The following is a 14,866-nucleotide window of genomic DNA, read 5'->3' on the forward strand; positions in this document are numbered from 1 at the left end:
GGGGCTTGCTGCGGCCCGGCGAGATCGATTCTACGAGACGCGAGCCGTGCGCGCGCCCCTGTTCACTCTCGGTGGACACCGGACCGCCGGGCGCGGCGGCGAGACGGCGCTGTAGGACCCGCGACGAGAAATCCGGGAGCCCGGGCAATCCGACCGGGCGAGGGTGCCGAATCATCAGCGTGTGACGAAGATCCCATGGGTCGTCACACGGCGAAGGTCCTCCCGTGCGACTCGACCCGGCTCACCCGGCCGGAGTAATTCCCTGCGAGTCGCGCGGGAGACCCCGTCCCAGTTCCCGGCAGCGCCTGACGCGTATGTCGGACCCCCGAGAACCGGAAGGAGGAAAGTCTGCAATGCTTGCACTTGTGGAACGCGACACGGACGGCTGGAGCTCTGCTGAGCCAGCACCCGCATCGCCGGATTCCCTCCTCCTCCGCGTCGCCCAGGGCGACCAGCAGGCCTTCTCGGAGCTCTACGACGAACTCTCCGGTCGTGTCCTCGGACTCATCACGCGGCTCCTGAAGGACCGCGCCCAGTCCGAAGAGGTGGCGCAAGAGGTCTTCCTCGAGGTCTGGCAGCAGGCCGCCAAGTTCGACACCGCTCGCGGCAGCGCCGCCAGCTGGGTGCTGACGATGGCCCACCGCCGTGCGGTCGACCGGGTCCGTGCCGCGCAGTCCTCCCGCGACCGGGACACGAAGATCGGCATCCGCGACTTCGAGTCCGGCTTCGACCAGGTCTCCGAGTCCGTGGAGATCCGGATCGAACACGAACGCGTCAGCCGGGCCCTCGGGCGGCTGACGGAGTTCCAGCGCCAGGCAGTGCAGCTGGCCTACTACGGCGGTTACTCGCACAGCGAGATGGCCGAACAGCTCGGGGTGCCGATCGGCACCGTGAAGACCCGTCTCCGTGACGGGATGATCCGACTCCGCGACGAGATGGGGGTGACGTCATGACCACCGACCGGCACGACGACCCTGCACTCATGACCGGGTCCCACGCACTCGATGCCCTCAGCGACGCCGAGCGTCGCGAGGTCGAAGCGGCACTCGCTGCTTCCCCGGAACTCCTCGCCGAGGCCGACTCGCTCGCCGAGACCGCACGGGCACTCGCCTACGCGGTCGAACCGATCGAGCCCCCCGCGTCGATGAAGGCGGCCCTGATGGCCGCCATCCAGACGACCCCGCAGGTCGCCGCGGACCCGGCACCGGTCGCAGCACCGGCTTCGTCGTCCGCACCTGCTGCGGCCCGGCACGCAGCCGGCTCCGACTCCGGACCGGAGGCCCCCAGCGCCTCCGTCACGTCGGTCACCTCCGGTGGCGGTGCGGCCAGTGCCGCTGCTCGCCGTCGCTGGTTCCAGCGTCCGGCGGCGATGCTCAGCGCAGCAGCCGCGGTCGGTGTGGTGTTCCTCGGCGTCGGTCTCGGCGTCGGCGGTGTCATCGGCAGCGGTGACGCCGGCCCGGGTCCCAGCACCTCGCAGGCAGCGTCCGGCCTCGACCAGATCTACGCGTCCGCCGACTTCAAGCGGTCCACGTCGCCGGTCACCGGTGGCGGAACGGCCACCGTGGTGTGGTCGGACCAGCTCGGCAAGTCCGCGGTCATCCTCGACGGGGTCAAGGCCGCGCCGAAGGACAAGACGTACGAGCTCTGGTACATCGGCTCCGAGGAGTCCGGCGGCACCATCGAGTCCGCGGGTCTCATGAACGACGTGGACGGCGGTGTGCGCTCGGCGGTGCTGAGCGGTGCGAAGTCGAGCGGTGCGACGATCGGCATCACGGTCGAGCCCGCCGGCGGCTCGAAGCAGCCGACGACGACCCCCATCGTCGCGGTCCCCACTTCCGCGTAGCGCGGCGCCGGCGGGGCTGCCCGCAGCGCGCTCGACGCCGTCGCTCGATGCCGTCGCTCGACTCTGAACGACGAAGTCGCTGTCGTACGACAGCGACTTCGTCGTTCCTTGCGTCCGCGGGCCACGCGCGGCCGCAGACGACGACAACGCCGATGTCGTCCGACATCGGCGTTGTCGTTCCGGGTCAGCGGGCACCCGCCACCCGCCCGCGGGATCAGCCGAAGCGGCCCGAAACGTAGTCCTCGGTGGCCTGCACGGACGGGTTCGAGAACATCGTCGCGGTGTCGTCGAACTCGATGAGCTTCCCGGGCGCCCCCGTACCGGCGATGTTGAAGAACGCGGTCTTGTCGCTGACGCGGGACGCCTGCTGCATGTTGTGCGTCACGATCACGATCGTGAAGTCCTTCTTGAGCTCCTCGATGAGGTCCTCGATCGCCAGGGTCGAGATCGGGTCGAGCGCCGAGCAGGGTTCGTCCATCAGGAGCACGTCGGGCTGCACGGCGATCGCGCGCGCGATGCACAGTCGCTGCTGCTGCCCGCCGGAGAGCCCCATGCCCGGCTTGTCGAGGCGGTCCTTGACCTCGTTCCAGAGGTTCGCACCCTGCAGGGAACGCTCGACGATGTCGTCGGCCTCGGAGCGGGAGATGCGCTTGTTGTTGAGCTTCACGCCCGCGAGCACGTTGTCCTTGATGGACATCGTCGGGAACGGGTTCGGCCGCTGGAACACCATGCCGACCTGGCGGCGGACGATGACCGGGTCGACGCCCGGCGCGTACAGGTCGTCGCCGTCGACCTTGACCGACCCCTCGACGTAGGCGCCGGGGATGACCTCGTGCATGCGGTTCAGCGTGCGGAGGAAGGTCGACTTGCCGCAGCCGGACGGGCCGATGAACGCGGTCACGGTGCGGGGCTCGATCGTCATGTCGACGCCCTCGACCGCCTTGAACTTCGAGTAGTAGACGTTGAGGCCGTCGACCTCGATGCGCTTGGACACGGTGTTCCTTTTCCTGGGGGACGAACGCGCGCTAGCGCGACAGCTTGGGGGCGAAGAGACGGGTGATGAACCGCGCGAGCAGGTTCAGGACCATCACGATGAGGATGAGCACGAGTGCGGCGGTCCAGGCCCGGTCGACGAACGGTACCGGGTTGGCGCCCTGCTGCGAGTACTGGGTGTACGCGAACACGGGCAGGGTCATCATCGGGTTGCCGAACAGGTCGTAGTTCATGCTCGTGGTGAACCCGGCGGTGACCAGCAGGGGAGCGGTCTCGCCGATGACGCGGGCGATGGCGAGCATGACGCCCGTCGTGATGCCGGCCAGGGACGTGGGGAGGACGACCTTGATGATGGTGAGCCACTTCGGCACCCCGAGGGCGTACGACGCTTCACGGAGCTCCATCGGGACGATCTTCAGCACCTCTTCCGTGGAGCGCACGACGATCGGGATCATCAGCACCGCGAGGGCGACCGAGCCGACCAGCCCGAAGCGGGCACCCGGGCCGAGGAACAGCGCGAAGAGCGAGTACGCGAAGAGCCCGGCGACGATCGAGGGGATGCCCGTCATCACGTCGACGAAGAAGGTGATCCCGCGTGCCAGGACCCCGCGGCCGTACTCGACGAGGTAGATCGAGGTGAGCAGGCCGATCGGGACGCTGATCAGCGCCGCGAAGAGCGTGATCTCGAGTGTGCCGATGAGGGCGTGGAGCGCACCGCCGCCGACCGAGATGACCCCGCGCATCGAGTACGTGAAGAACGCGGCGTCGAACCGGGCGAGCCCGTCCGCGAGCACCGTGTAGAGCAGCGACACCAGCGGCAGCACCGCGATGACGAAGGCGGTGACGACGAGCGAGGTGACCAGGCGGTCGACGGCCTTGCGTCCGCCCTCGACGATCCGGGAGACGACCACGATGAGGACGTCGAAGAGGACCGTGCCGAGGAACAGTGCGGCGACGACGTTGAAGTCCTTGACCGAGCCGCCGGCGTTGAGCAGGGCGAAGACCAGGGCCAGGGCGACCCAGCTGCCGACGAGGAGCAGCCACGGCACGGACTTGTGCAGCTTGCCGTTGGCGAAGACGTTGCCGCCGGAGGACCGGAGTGCGAGGGACATCGGGGTGCGACCTCTCAGCTGACGCGCCGGCGGACGATGTACCGCGCGAGCATGTTGATGACCAGGGTGATGACGAAGAGGATCAGACCCGAGGCGATGAGCGCGTTCAGGGCCGTCCCGGACGCCTCGGCGAACTGCAGCGCGATGTTCGCGGCGATCGTCGAGGGGTTGAGCGAGCCGATCAGGTTGAAGGTGACCTTCGTGGACACCGACAGGACCAGGGCGATCGCCATCGTCTCGCCGAGCGCACGACCGAGGCCGAGCATGATCGCGGACACGATGCCGGACTTCGCGAACGGCAGGACCGACAGCCGGATCATCTCCCAGCGCGTGGCACCGAGGGCGAGCGCGGCCTCTTCGTTGAGGGTCGGTGCCTGCAGGAAGATCTCGCGCATCACGGCGGTCATGATCGGGATCGCCATGACCGCGAGCACGATCGCCGCGGTGAGGATCGTGCGGCCGGTGCCGGAGATCTGTCCGGAGAACAACGGGATCCACCCGAGGTACTCGTTGAGGAACGCGTAGAACGGCTGCACGAAGCGGGCCAGGACGACGATGCCCCAGAGCCCGTAGACGACGGAGGGGACCGCAGCGAGCAGGTCGATCACGTAGCCGAGCACCGGCGCGATGCGGCGCGGTGCGAAGTGCGAGATGAACAGCGCGATCCCGAGGGACAGCGGGACGGCGAAGACCAGCGCGAGGAACGCGGACCAGACGGTGCCGAAGACGAGCGGCCCGACGTAGTCCCAGAAGTTGGCGGCCTGGTTCGGGAGCTCGCCGGCCTTCGCGGTGAAGGCGGGGATGCTCTGCCAGACGAGGAACGCCGCGACGAGGGCGAGCACCACCAGGATGAGGCCGCCGGAGAGGACCGAGGCGGCGGAGAAGACCCGGTCGCCGACGCGCACGACGGCCTTCGGCTTCGACGGGGTGAGCGATGACCCTTGCTGGAGGGGTGCGGTCGTCATGGGAGGTGGGACTCCTGTCGGGAGACGGGGAAGTGCCCGGATGCCGGTCGTGGGTGACTGACCGGCATCCGGGCTCTCAGGAGGTGTTACTTGATGGACGCGACCGCGGTGGCGGCCTTCTTCGCGAGGTCGCTCGAGAGGGCGGCCGACTTGGCCTCCGTCGCGGCGGCCTTCTGCGCGTCGTCCGAGACCACGTAGGTCAGGTACGACTTGACGAGGTCGGCCTTGTCCGAGTCCTTGTACTCCTGGCACGCGATGGCGTAGGAGACGAGGACCAGGGGCCATGCGCCCTTGGCGGTGTCCTTGCGGTCGATGTCGATCGCGAGGTCGTTGTCCTCGCGGCCGGCGGCGACGTCGGAGTCGGCGACGACCTGCGCGGCACCGTCGGCGGAGATCTTGGTGGCGGTGTCGCCGACCATGAGCTTGGCCTTGTCGAGGTCACCGGCGCCGGAGTCGTCGATGTAGGTGATGGCGTTCGAGGCGCCCTGCATGGCCGAGGCCACACCCGAGGTGCCCTTCGCGCTGTCGCCGACCTGGTACGGGTAGGTCTGGCTCGGCGCTTCGGTCCACACGTCGCCGGCGTTCGCCGAGACGTACTCGGAGAAGTTCTGGGTGGTGCCCGAGTCGTCGGAGCGGTGCACGACGGTGATGTTCGCGTCCGGCAGGTCGGCGTCCTTGTTGAGGTCCGCGATCTGCGAGTCGTTCCACTTGGTGATCTTGCCGGAGAAGATGCCCGCGATGGTCTTCGCGTCGAGCGTCAGGTCCTTGACGCCGTCGACCTTGTAGGCGATCGCGATCGGGGAGATGTAGACCGGGATGTCGATGGCCTTGGAGTCCGCGGCGCAGAGGCCGAAGGAGCCGGAGAGCTCGTCGTCGGACAGCGCGGCGTCGGAGCCGGCGAAGTCCGCGGCCCCCGAGATGAAGTTCTTGCGGCCGGCGCCGGAGCCGTCCGGCGAGTAGTTCACCGTGACGTTCGAGGCCTGGTCCTGGAAGCCGGCGGCCCACGTGGCCTCGGCGGTCTGCTGGGCGGAGGAGCCCGAACCGGTGAGCGTGCCGGAGAGCTTCGAGTAGTCGACACCCGAGGCCGAGGCCGACGTGGTGCTGCCCGCGCCGCCTTCGTTCGCCGCGCACGAGGAGAGCACGACCGCGCCGGCGATCGCGATTGCCGCGACCGTGCCGATTCGCTTGATGTTCACAGGGGTCCCTTCGGGGGTGGAGTGCAGGTGGGACCCTTGGTGGTCCCGCGGGCCGGTGCCGACCCGCGAGCGACTGTAGGGACGCGAAGTGACCGGGATCACGCGCCCCGGTGAACGGCAGGTGAACGAGGGATTGTCCCGGCAGCGGCAGGGGCGGCCGGGAGGCTCGGCTCGCCGCGCGAACGCCGAAGGACCCCGCCAGGTGGCGGGGTCCGGGGCCGTGCGCGCTCCGCGGAGACCGGGTTGCGGTGCGCGCTACGCGGAGACCGGGTTGCGCTGCGCGCTACGCGGAGACCGGGTTGCGGTGCGTCTCCACCGCGACGAGCTTGCCGTCGGCGATGTGCAGCACGGCGAAGTCCCCGACCGAGAGCATCGCGGCACGACGGAGGTCGAAGCGCGCGGCGTCGGTGTCCGCGGCGCCGTTCGTGTCGGGGTCCGTGTCGCCGGCGGTCTCGGTGGCGATGCGGGCGATGATCTCCGGCAGCACCGGGCCGTGCGAGCACAGCACGGCGGTCTTGCCCTTCGCGAGGCGCTTCCGCACGACGCCCTTGACGTCGGCCGAGCCCTGGTCATGGGCGTCCTGGCTGATGTCCGGTGTGCTCGCAACGCCGATCTTGGTCTTGTCGGAGAGCGGCTCGACAGTCGCCAGGCACCGCGCCGCCGTGCTGCTGACGATCTTGCGCGGGCCGAACGCGGCGACCGGGGACGCGACGGCCTTCGCCTGGGTCCGGCCGACGGGCAGCAGCGGGCGGGTGGCGTCCGGGCCGTGCCAGTCCGAGCCGGGCGTGGTCTTGGCGTGCCGCAGGGCGATGAGCGCGAACGTGTCGTGTGCGCCCCGGGCGGCGCGGTCGGCGAAGCGGTCCAGGATCTCGACGTCCCGGAGGTAGGTCAGTCGGGCGCGGGCGTCGTCGATGGTGACCCACTCGATCGCGGCGACCTCGGCGTTGGGCTTGAACTTCCCGGCGCGCTGGTGTTCCTTCGCGCTGACCCGTGCGGCCCAGTAGTGCACGACCTTGTCGCGGCCGTTCGGCAGCACGTACTCCGCGGTGCCGAGCGGTGCGCCGAGGTGGACGCGGTAGCCCGTCTCCTCGTCGATCTCCCGGACCGCGGCGGTCGGCACGGCTTCGCCCGGGTCGACCTTGCCCTTCGGGAAGGAGACGTCCTTGTGGTGCTCGCGGTGGATCAGGAGCACGAGCGGGACACCGTCCTGCTCACGCCAGACCACCGCTCCCGCCGCGAGGACGGGACCCGTTGGTCCCCCGCTCACCGAGTGGAGCGCTTCCGGGACGAGATGTTCCGCATGAGGACATTCTGCACGTCGTCGAGGGGTCGGCCGTCGTCGTCGGTCGAATGACGCGTCCATTCGCCGTCGGACTCGAGATGCCACGAGCTGGTCGACTCGGCCATCGCGAGGTCGAACATCTCGGTGACCTCGTTCATGTGGGCCGGTTCGGACAGGCGGACCAGGGCCTCGACGCGACGGTCGAGGTTGCGGTGCATCATGTCGGCGCTGCCGATGAAGATGAACGGGTCGCCGTCGTTGTGGAACGCGAACGCCCGCGAGTGCTCGAGGTAGCGCCCGACGACGCTGCGCACCCGGATCGTCTCGCTGACGCCTTCGATGCCCGGCTTCAGCGAGCAGATGCCACGCACCCAGATGTCGATCGGCACCCCGGCCTGGCTGGCGAGGTAGAGCGCGTCGATGATCTGTTCGTCGACCATCGAGTTCACCTTGATCTGGATGCCGGAGGGCTTGCCGGCGCGGGCGTTGTCCGCCTCGACCTGGATCCGCTTGAGCAGCCCCTTCCGCAGGTGCAGCGGGGCGACGAGCAGGCGCTTGAACTTCTTCTCGATCGCGTACCCGGAGAGCTCGTTGAACAGGCGCGTGAGGTCCTTGCCGACGACGTCGTCCGCGGTGAACAGCCCCATGTCCTCGTAGATGCGCGAGGTCTTCGGGTTGTAGTTGCCCGTGCCGATGTGGCTGTAGTGCTTGAGCGTGCCGCCTTCCTGCCGGATGACGAGCACGAGCTTGGAGTGCGTCTTCAGCCCGACGAGGCCGTAGACCACGTGCACGCCGGCCTTCTCGAGCTTGCGGGCCCAGGTGATGTTGTTCTGCTCGTCGAAGCGCGCCTTGATCTCGACCAGCGCGAGGACCTGCTTGCCCGCGGCGGCCGCGTCGATCAGGGCTTCGACGATGGGGGAGTCGCCGGAGGTGCGGTACAGCGTCTGCTTGATCGCGAGCACGTGCGGGTCGGCGGCGGCCTGCTCGAGGAAGGCCTGCACGCTGGTGGCGAAGGACTCGTACGGGTGGTGCACGAGGACGTCCTTCGCGGCGATCGCGCGGAAGAGGTCGGGCTTGGTGTTCGGCTCGCCCGGCTGGAACTGCACCGGGGTGGTCGGCACGTGCTTGGGGTAGTGCAGGTCCGGCCGGCTGATCTTGGAGATCTCGAACAGGCAGCCGAGGTCGAGCGGCGACGGCAGCCGGTAGACCTCCTGCTCGGTGATGTCGAGTTCGCGGACGAGCAGGTCGAGCGTCACCGGGTCCATGTCCTCGGTGATCTCGAGCCGGATCGGCGGACCGAAGCGACGGCGCAGGAGCTCACGCTCGAGGGCCTGGATGAGGTTCTCGGCCTCGTCTTCCTCGATCTCGACGTCTTCGTTGCGGGTGACCCGGAACACGTGGTGCTCCAGCACTTCCATCCCCGGGAAGAGGTCGTCGAGGTGGTTCGCGATGAGGTCTTCGAGCGGGATGAAGCGCATCCGCCCGGAGTTGTCGTCGGGCAGCTTGATCAGCCGGGAGAAGTTCTGCGGCACCTTGAGGCGCGCGAACTCCTGCCGCTGCGACTTCGGGTTGCGCACGCGCACCGCGAGGTTGAGCGACAGCCCGGAGATGTACGGGAACGGGTGCGCCGGATCCACCGCGAGGGGCATCAGCACCGGGAAGATCTGCTCGGCGAAGTACTCACGCATCCGGAGCCGGTCGGCCTCGGCCAGGTCGGACCAGTGCTCGATGTGGATGCCAGCGGCGTCCATGTCGGGCTTGAGCGACCCGATGAACGCCTGCGCGTGCCGGTCCTGCAGCTCGTGGGCCTTCTTCGCGATGTCCCGGAGCACGTCGCTCGGCGCACGACCGACGTTCGTGGGGACCGCGATCCCGGTGTCGATGCGGCGCTTCAGCCCGGCGACCCGGACCATGAAGAACTCGTCGAGGTTGGACGCGAAGATCGCCAGGAAGTTGGCGCGTTCGAGCAGGGGGACGCTCCGGTCCTCGCCCAGCTCGAGCACGCGCTGGTTGAACCGCAGCCAGCTGATCTCACGGTCGAAGTACCGGTCCGTCGGCAGCGACTCGTGCTCGACCTCCACGACCTCGTCGAAGTCGTCGAGGTCGTGCGAGACGGATTCGCCGTCGAGCTGCGGTTCGGTGTCCATGTGCTCATCCTGCCACCCGGGTGCTGCTGCCGCGGGGGCTGTGGACAACGGTGGACAGCGGTCGAAGGTCAGGGGGCGGCGTACTGCACGTCGATCGCGTGCTGGGTGAACCCGGACCGGCGGTAGAGCGCCAGCGCGGGTTCGTTGTCGCCTTCGACGTAGAGCGCAGCGGTCGTGACGTCCCGCTCCTGCAGGCGCGCGAACCCGGCGCGCATCAGGACGCCACCGATGCCACGGCCCTGCAGGTCCGGGCGCACGGCGACGGCGTAGAACTCGCCGATCTCGTCCTCGACCTTGAGCCAGCACGACCCGGCGAGTGCGCCGGAGGCGTCGCGGAGCAGCAGCAGGTCGTCGGCGTCGAACCACGACTCCGTCTCCCTGGCGCGCAGGTCGTCGAGCGTCATCGACCCCTGCTCCGGGTGCGACGCGAACGCCGCGGCGTTGAGCGCGAGCCAGTCGGCCTCGGGCGCGGTGGCCGGACCGGTTCCGCCCGTGAACGCGGCGATCGTGAACCCCGACGGGAGGCTCGGGTGGGGCTCCGACGTCGGCACCGGAGCGCGCAGCTGCAGCAGCGTCCTCGTGGCGGCCCACCCGTACCGCGTCGCGATCGCGCGCGCCGCCGGGCTGTCGCCGTGCGCCCAGGCCAGCCGCGGCGCGGCCCCGCCGTCCAGCGCGAGAGCGAGGTCGACGAGCCGGGTCCCGACGCCCTGACCACGGGCCTCCCGGCGGACCACGAGCTCCAGCTCGCCCTCCCGGACCACCGCGACCCCGTCCGGTTCCTCCAGTACGAGGGCGCGCCCCGCGCGCACGTCGACCAGGGTCTGGTCGGAGAAGGGCGGAGCCTCTCCCGGGACGACGAAGCGGCTGAGGTCGGGCACCTACTGCCCCATGAGTCGTTCGGCCTCGTCGTCGTAGACGTTGAAGCGGTAGCCGACGTTCCGGACCGTGCCGATGAGCGACTCGAGGTCGCCGAGCTTGGCGCGGAGCCGTCGGACGTGCACGTCCACGGTGCGGGTGCCACCGAAGTAGTCGTAGCCCCAGACCTCGGACAGCAGCTGCTCGCGCGTGAACACCCGCGACGGGTGCGTGGCGAAGAAGCGGAGGAGTTCGAACTCCTTGAAGGTGAGGTCGAGCGGCTTGCCGCGGACCTTCGCCGAGTAGCTGGCCTCGTCGATGACGACGCCGGACGCCTGGATCTTCGACCCGGTCTGGTTCTTGGCCGCGCGCCCTGCGCTGAGGCGGATGCGGGCGTCGACCTCGGCCGGGCCGGCGCTCTCGAGCACCACGTCGTCGATGTTCCACTCGCTGTTGACGGCGGTCAGGCCGCCCTCGGTGACCACGAGGACGATGGGTGTCGTCGAACCGGACGTGGCGAGGATCTTGCACAGGGCCTTCGCACTGACCAGGTCGGTGCGGGCGTCCACGAACATCAGGTCGCTCTGCGGTGCGTTCACCAGTTGTGCGGCTTCGGCCGGCACGTGGCGGATCCGGTGGCTCAGGAGGCCCAGGCTCGGCAGGACGTCGCCGGGCGCAGCCGAAGTGAGTACCAGGAGCTGTGCCACAGGACCTCCAGTGGGAAGACGTCGTGGAGACATCCTAGTGATGCCCGACAAGTGTCCCCGACGCGCCTGCAATGATGGGGTGGTGACCGAGCCCGTCCCGCCCGCAGACCAGCGCCGCCTGAAGCTGACGTCGGTGCTGCCCGTCTGGCTGCTCTCGATCCTCGGCGCCGTGCTCGTCCTGACGCTCACCGAGAAGGACTCCTTCGCGTGGCTGCTCCTGGTGTTCGTGGCGTCCGTGCTCGTCAGCTTCGTGCTGCAGCTCATCACCGCGACGAAGGACGGCCTGGTCGAACGGATCAGCATCGCCTCGTCCGGGTCCTTCGTCGTCGTGCTCGTCACCGCCGTGGTGCTCCTGGCGCGTTGAGCCGCTCCGCGTAGACTCGGCGGCATGGATTCGCTGCTAGCGCTCGAGCTGTTCTACGTCGGTCTCCTCGGCCTGGCCTCGCTCGCGATCGCGTTCGTCTCGGTGACGGTCGTCGTGAAGCTGTTCAAGGGTCAGCGTTGATCGAACTGCCGGAGGGCCTCGCCCCCGAACTCGTCCCCCTGTCCTGGCTCGTCGGCGTCTGGGAAGGCACCGGCGTCGTCGAGTACCCCGTCGGCGAAGGTGACGAGCCCGACGTCCGGAACTACGAGTTCGGCCAGCGCGTGAGCTTCAGCCACGACGGCCTGCCGTACCTCAACTACTCCTCGACGACGTGGCTCCTCGACGAAGCGCACACCCCGCTGGCCGCGGAGATGGGCTACTGGCGTCTGGACCGGCCGTCCGAGCCCGGTGACCGCGGGCCGGCGATGCTCCTCGGCGAGGGCACCGTGCCGTTCACCACCACCCAGAGCGTCGAGGCGCTGCGCAACACGAACGACGGCTTCGACGTCGAAGCCGCGATCATCCACCCGACCGGCGTCAACGAGCTCTACGTCGGGCAGGTCCGGAAGGGCCGCATCGACCTCGCCACCGACGCCGTGATGCGCTCCGTCAACGCGAAGGACTACTCCGCGGCGACCCGGCTGTACGGCCTCGTCGAGGGCAAGCTCTTCTGGGCGTGGGACATCGCCGCGCTGGGCCGGGAACTCACCTCCCACGCCTCGGGGCAGCTCGCGAAGGTCGACTGATGTCGGCGTTCTCGGCGCGCGACGGGTTCGTGGCGTCGGACCTCGGTCCGGCGGCGCACTTCGGCAACCCGCTCGGTGAGCAGCGCGCACTCGCGGACGGCCGTGCCGTCGTGGAGCTCGGCCTCGGCGTCGTGACCGTCACCGGTCCGGACCGGCTGTCCTGGCTCAACTCGATCACGTCGCAGCTGCTCCTCGGACTGGCGCCTGGTGTCAGCACCGAGACGCTCGTCCTCGACCAGTCCGGCCGCGTCGAGCACGCCGCACGGGTCGTCGACGACGGCACAACCACCTGGCTGCTCACGGAACCGGCCGACGCCGCCCCGCTCGCTGCCTGGCTCTCCTCGATGCGCTTCATGCTCCGCGTCGAGATCGACGACCGTTCGTCCGCGTTCGCGACCATCGGCTCGTTCGGGGACGCTCGTGTCGACGACGCCGTCGTCGAGTGGGTCGACCCGTGGTCGTCCGTCACGCCCGGTGGGTGGGGCTACGCCAGCCTGGAGGCACATCCCGGCTCCGACTGGACCCTGCGGATCGCGGTGCTCGAGTCCACTGCCGCGGTCACCCTGGCCGGGTCCGACCGGCCCGCAGCGGGGCTCCTCGCGTTCGACGCCCTGCGGATCGCCGCGTGGCGTCCGGTCCTCACCGACATCGACGAGCGGACGATCCCGCACGAGCTCGACTGGCTCCGCTCCGCCGTGCACCTGAGCAAGGGGTGCTACCGCGGGCAGGAGACCGTCGCCAAGGTCCACAACCTCGGGCACCCGCCCCGCCGCGTCGTGATGCTGCACCTCGACGGGTCCGACGCGGTGCTCCCGGCTCCCGGAACCGCCGTGACGCTCGACGGCAAGGACGTCGGGCGGCTCGCCGCGTCGGCCATCCACCACGAGCTCGGCCCGATCGGGCTCGCGGTCGTGAAGCGCTCCCTCGACCCCGCCGCCGTGCTGACCCTCGCGGTGGACGACGTCGTCGTGACGGCGGCGCAGGAGACCATCGTCCCGCCGGAGGCCGGCGCGACCGCCAACGTCCCCCGACTCCCGCGCCTCGGAGCCGTCAAGCGCTCCTGAGCGGTCGCACGGCGGCGTCAGCCCGGGGCGACAGCGGACCAGGGGACGCTGAGCTCGCCGAGGCGCCACCGCGTCGTGCCGTGCAGCACCGGCCAGCCCCGCTCCCGCATGCCCGCGACCGCCGCGAGCCACCGTTGCCGGGGCCCGTACGTGCCGAGCGGTGCCGCGACCGCCCACGCCAGGTCGAGGTCGCGCAGGAAGTCGTGCACGCGCTCACCGGGGACGTTCCGGTGGATGAGCGCCTTCGGCAGCCGCTCCGCCACGATGCTCGGCACGTCGAGGCCGGCGAGCCGCAGCGACACCGTGAACGTGTGGGGCTCCCGGTCGTCGAGCGTGACCCACGAGGCGACACGTCCGACCTCGTTGCACGTGCCCTCGACGAGCGCACCGCCGGGCTGCAGACGGTCCTGCATGATCCGCCACGACCCGACCACCTGGGACTCGTCGTACTGGCGCAGCACGTTGAACGCCCGGATCACCGCGGGACGACGACCACCGGGCGTCGGGGTCTCGAAGCCGCCGAGCCGGAACGTGACGCCGTCCCGGGTGCCGGCGTTCGCCAGGGCCACGCGCGAGGGCTCGATCTCGATGCCGGTGACCTCGACGTCGGGTCGGACGCGGGCGAGCCGGTCCCGGAGCTCGAGCGTCGTCGTCGGGCTGGCGCCGTAGCCGACGTCCGCGACGAGCGGGTCGTCGGTCCGGCGGAGTGCCGGGAGCGAGGCGATCCACCGGTCCACACGACGGAGCCGGTTGTACCCGGTCGTGCCGCGCGTGACGTTCCCGATGGGCATCCCCCAAGGGTAAAGGGCGCACGACGCTCGGTAGACTTCGGCCATGACCTCCACGCTCGTCCTGCTCCGTCACGGCAACAGTGACTGGAACCAGAAGAACCTGTTCACCGGTTGGGTCGACGTCCGGCTCTCCGAGCTGGGCGAGAAGGAGGCGAAGCGCGCCGGCGAGCTCATCGCCGAGTCCGGCATCGTCCCCGACGTCCTGTACACCTCGCTCCTGACCCGTGCGATCCAGACCGCCGACATCGCCCTGCTCGAGGCCGACCTCGCATGGCTGCCGGTGAAGCGCGACTGGCGCCTCAACGAGCGTCACTACGGCGACCTGCAGGGCAAGGACAAGGCCCAGACGCTCGAGCAGTACGGCGAAGAGCAGTTCATGGAGTGGCGTCGCTCGTTCGACGTCCCGCCGCCCCCCATCGCGGACGACGCCGAGTGGTCGCAGCACGGTGACCGCCGCTACGCCGACCTCGGCGACGCGCTGCCCCGCACCGAGTCGCTCAAGCTCGTGATCGAGCGCCTGCTGCCCTACTGGGAGTCCGACATCACGAAGGACCTCGCCGCGGGCAAGACCGTCCTCGTCACGGCACACGGCAACTCGCTCCGTGCGCTCGTGAAGCACCTCGACGGGATCTCCGACGACGACATCGCCGGGCTCAACATCCCCACGGGCATCCCGCTCGTGTACGAGCTCGACGACGACTTCCGTCCGACCGGCCCGTCGCGCTACCTCGACCCCGAGGCCGCCGCTGCCGGTGCCGCCGCCGTCGCCGCGCAGGGCGCCAAGAAGTAGCAGCTGGAACG

The 14,866-nt window shown here is 69.7% G+C and carries 15 protein-coding genes; 6 read left to right on the plus strand and 9 right to left on the minus strand.

Translation table 11 applies throughout. The annotated features are described in order from the left end of the window. The first annotated feature begins 353 nt into the window (after positions 1–353). The gene (locus EDF27_RS05685) at positions 354–953 is read left to right on the plus strand and encodes a sigma-70 family RNA polymerase sigma factor (protein ID WP_123656331.1); all 600 of its coding nucleotides are present in this window, start codon (positions 354–356) and stop codon (positions 951–953) included. Further along, positions 950–1,843: an anti-sigma factor gene (locus EDF27_RS05690; RefSeq protein WP_132047679.1), complete on the plus strand. Its 894-nt coding sequence runs from the start codon at positions 950–952 to the stop codon at positions 1,841–1,843. The genes EDF27_RS05685 and EDF27_RS05690 overlap by 4 nt, the downstream gene beginning before the upstream one ends. Before the next feature lie 214 nt (positions 1,844–2,057). On the opposite strand, the gene pstB is transcribed toward EDF27_RS05690, so the two are convergent. The 8 genes from pstB to EDF27_RS05730 all read right to left on the minus strand — a co-directional run bounded on the left by pstB (position 2,058) and on the right by EDF27_RS05730 (position 11,100). After that, entirely contained in the window at positions 2,058–2,837 is a 780-nt protein-coding gene (gene pstB / locus EDF27_RS05695) for a phosphate ABC transporter ATP-binding protein PstB (protein WP_123700813.1), read from the minus strand. A 31-nt stretch (positions 2,838–2,868) separates the two neighbouring features. Further along, positions 2,869–3,948, minus strand: coding sequence for a phosphate ABC transporter permease PstA (gene pstA, locus EDF27_RS05700; protein ID WP_123656328.1), 1,080 nt, complete (start codon positions 3,946–3,948; stop codon positions 2,869–2,871). Positions 3,949–3,962: 14 nt separating this feature from the next. Next, positions 3,963–4,913: a phosphate ABC transporter permease subunit PstC gene (pstC, locus tag EDF27_RS05705; RefSeq protein WP_123656327.1), complete on the minus strand. Its 951-nt coding sequence runs from the start codon at positions 4,911–4,913 to the stop codon at positions 3,963–3,965. An 86-nt stretch (positions 4,914–4,999) separates the two neighbouring features. Next, a complete protein-coding gene (locus EDF27_RS05710; protein WP_132047681.1) occupies positions 5,000–6,109 on the minus strand; it encodes a phosphate ABC transporter substrate-binding protein PstS in 1,110 nt (369 codons plus the stop codon). Positions 6,110–6,392: 283 nt separating this feature from the next. Continuing rightward, the gene (locus tag EDF27_RS05715) at positions 6,393–7,376 is read right to left on the minus strand and encodes an NUDIX domain-containing protein (protein WP_207909562.1); all 984 of its coding nucleotides are present in this window, start codon (positions 7,374–7,376) and stop codon (positions 6,393–6,395) included. Next, positions 7,373–9,538, minus strand: a complete 2,166-nt coding sequence (locus EDF27_RS05720) for an RNA degradosome polyphosphate kinase (protein ID WP_132047685.1) — start codon at positions 9,536–9,538, stop codon at positions 7,373–7,375. The genes EDF27_RS05715 and EDF27_RS05720 overlap by 4 nt, the downstream gene beginning before the upstream one ends. 68 nt (positions 9,539–9,606) lie before the next feature. Next, entirely contained in the window at positions 9,607–10,416 is an 810-nt protein-coding gene (gene mshD, locus EDF27_RS05725) for a mycothiol synthase (protein ID WP_132047687.1), read from the minus strand. Then, complete coding sequence (locus EDF27_RS05730; RefSeq protein ID WP_123656322.1) at positions 10,417–11,100, minus strand: response regulator transcription factor; 684 nt, start codon at positions 11,098–11,100, stop codon at positions 10,417–10,419. 82 nt (positions 11,101–11,182) lie between these two features. On the opposite strand from EDF27_RS05730, the gene EDF27_RS05735 reads away from it, so the two are divergent. The 3 genes from EDF27_RS05735 (at position 11,183) to EDF27_RS05745 (ending at position 13,274) form a co-directional block, all read left to right on the plus strand. Beyond that, positions 11,183–11,464: a hypothetical protein gene (locus tag EDF27_RS05735; RefSeq protein WP_123656321.1), complete on the plus strand. Its 282-nt coding sequence runs from the start codon at positions 11,183–11,185 to the stop codon at positions 11,462–11,464. A gap of 137 nt (positions 11,465–11,601) precedes the next feature. Next, positions 11,602–12,210 (plus strand): FABP family protein, encoded by a 609-nt coding sequence (locus EDF27_RS05740; protein ID WP_123656320.1) that lies wholly within the window; start codon positions 11,602–11,604, stop codon positions 12,208–12,210. Then, the gene (locus tag EDF27_RS05745; protein ID WP_132047689.1) at positions 12,210–13,274 is read left to right on the plus strand and encodes a folate-binding protein YgfZ; all 1,065 of its coding nucleotides are present in this window, start codon (positions 12,210–12,212) and stop codon (positions 13,272–13,274) included. Before EDF27_RS05740 ends, EDF27_RS05745 begins: the two co-directional genes overlap by 1 nt. A gap of 17 nt (positions 13,275–13,291) precedes the next feature. On the opposite strand, the gene EDF27_RS05750 is transcribed toward EDF27_RS05745, so the two are convergent. Continuing rightward, positions 13,292–14,065 carry a class I SAM-dependent methyltransferase gene (locus tag EDF27_RS05750; protein WP_132047691.1) on the minus strand — a complete coding sequence of 258 codons (774 nt, stop codon included), beginning with the start codon at positions 14,063–14,065 and terminating at the stop codon, positions 13,292–13,294. Positions 14,066–14,108: 43 nt separating this feature from the next. Between EDF27_RS05750 and EDF27_RS05755 the strand changes: the two genes are divergently transcribed. Next, on the plus strand, positions 14,109–14,855 hold the full coding sequence (locus EDF27_RS05755; protein ID WP_123700804.1) for a phosphoglyceromutase: 747 nt from the start codon (positions 14,109–14,111) through the stop codon (positions 14,853–14,855). Positions 14,856–14,866: the final 11 nt, after the last annotated feature.

Origin of the sequence: Curtobacterium sp. PhB136, from assembly GCF_004346855.1 — a bacterium.
Lineage (GTDB): Bacteria > Actinomycetota > Actinomycetes > Actinomycetales > Microbacteriaceae > Curtobacterium.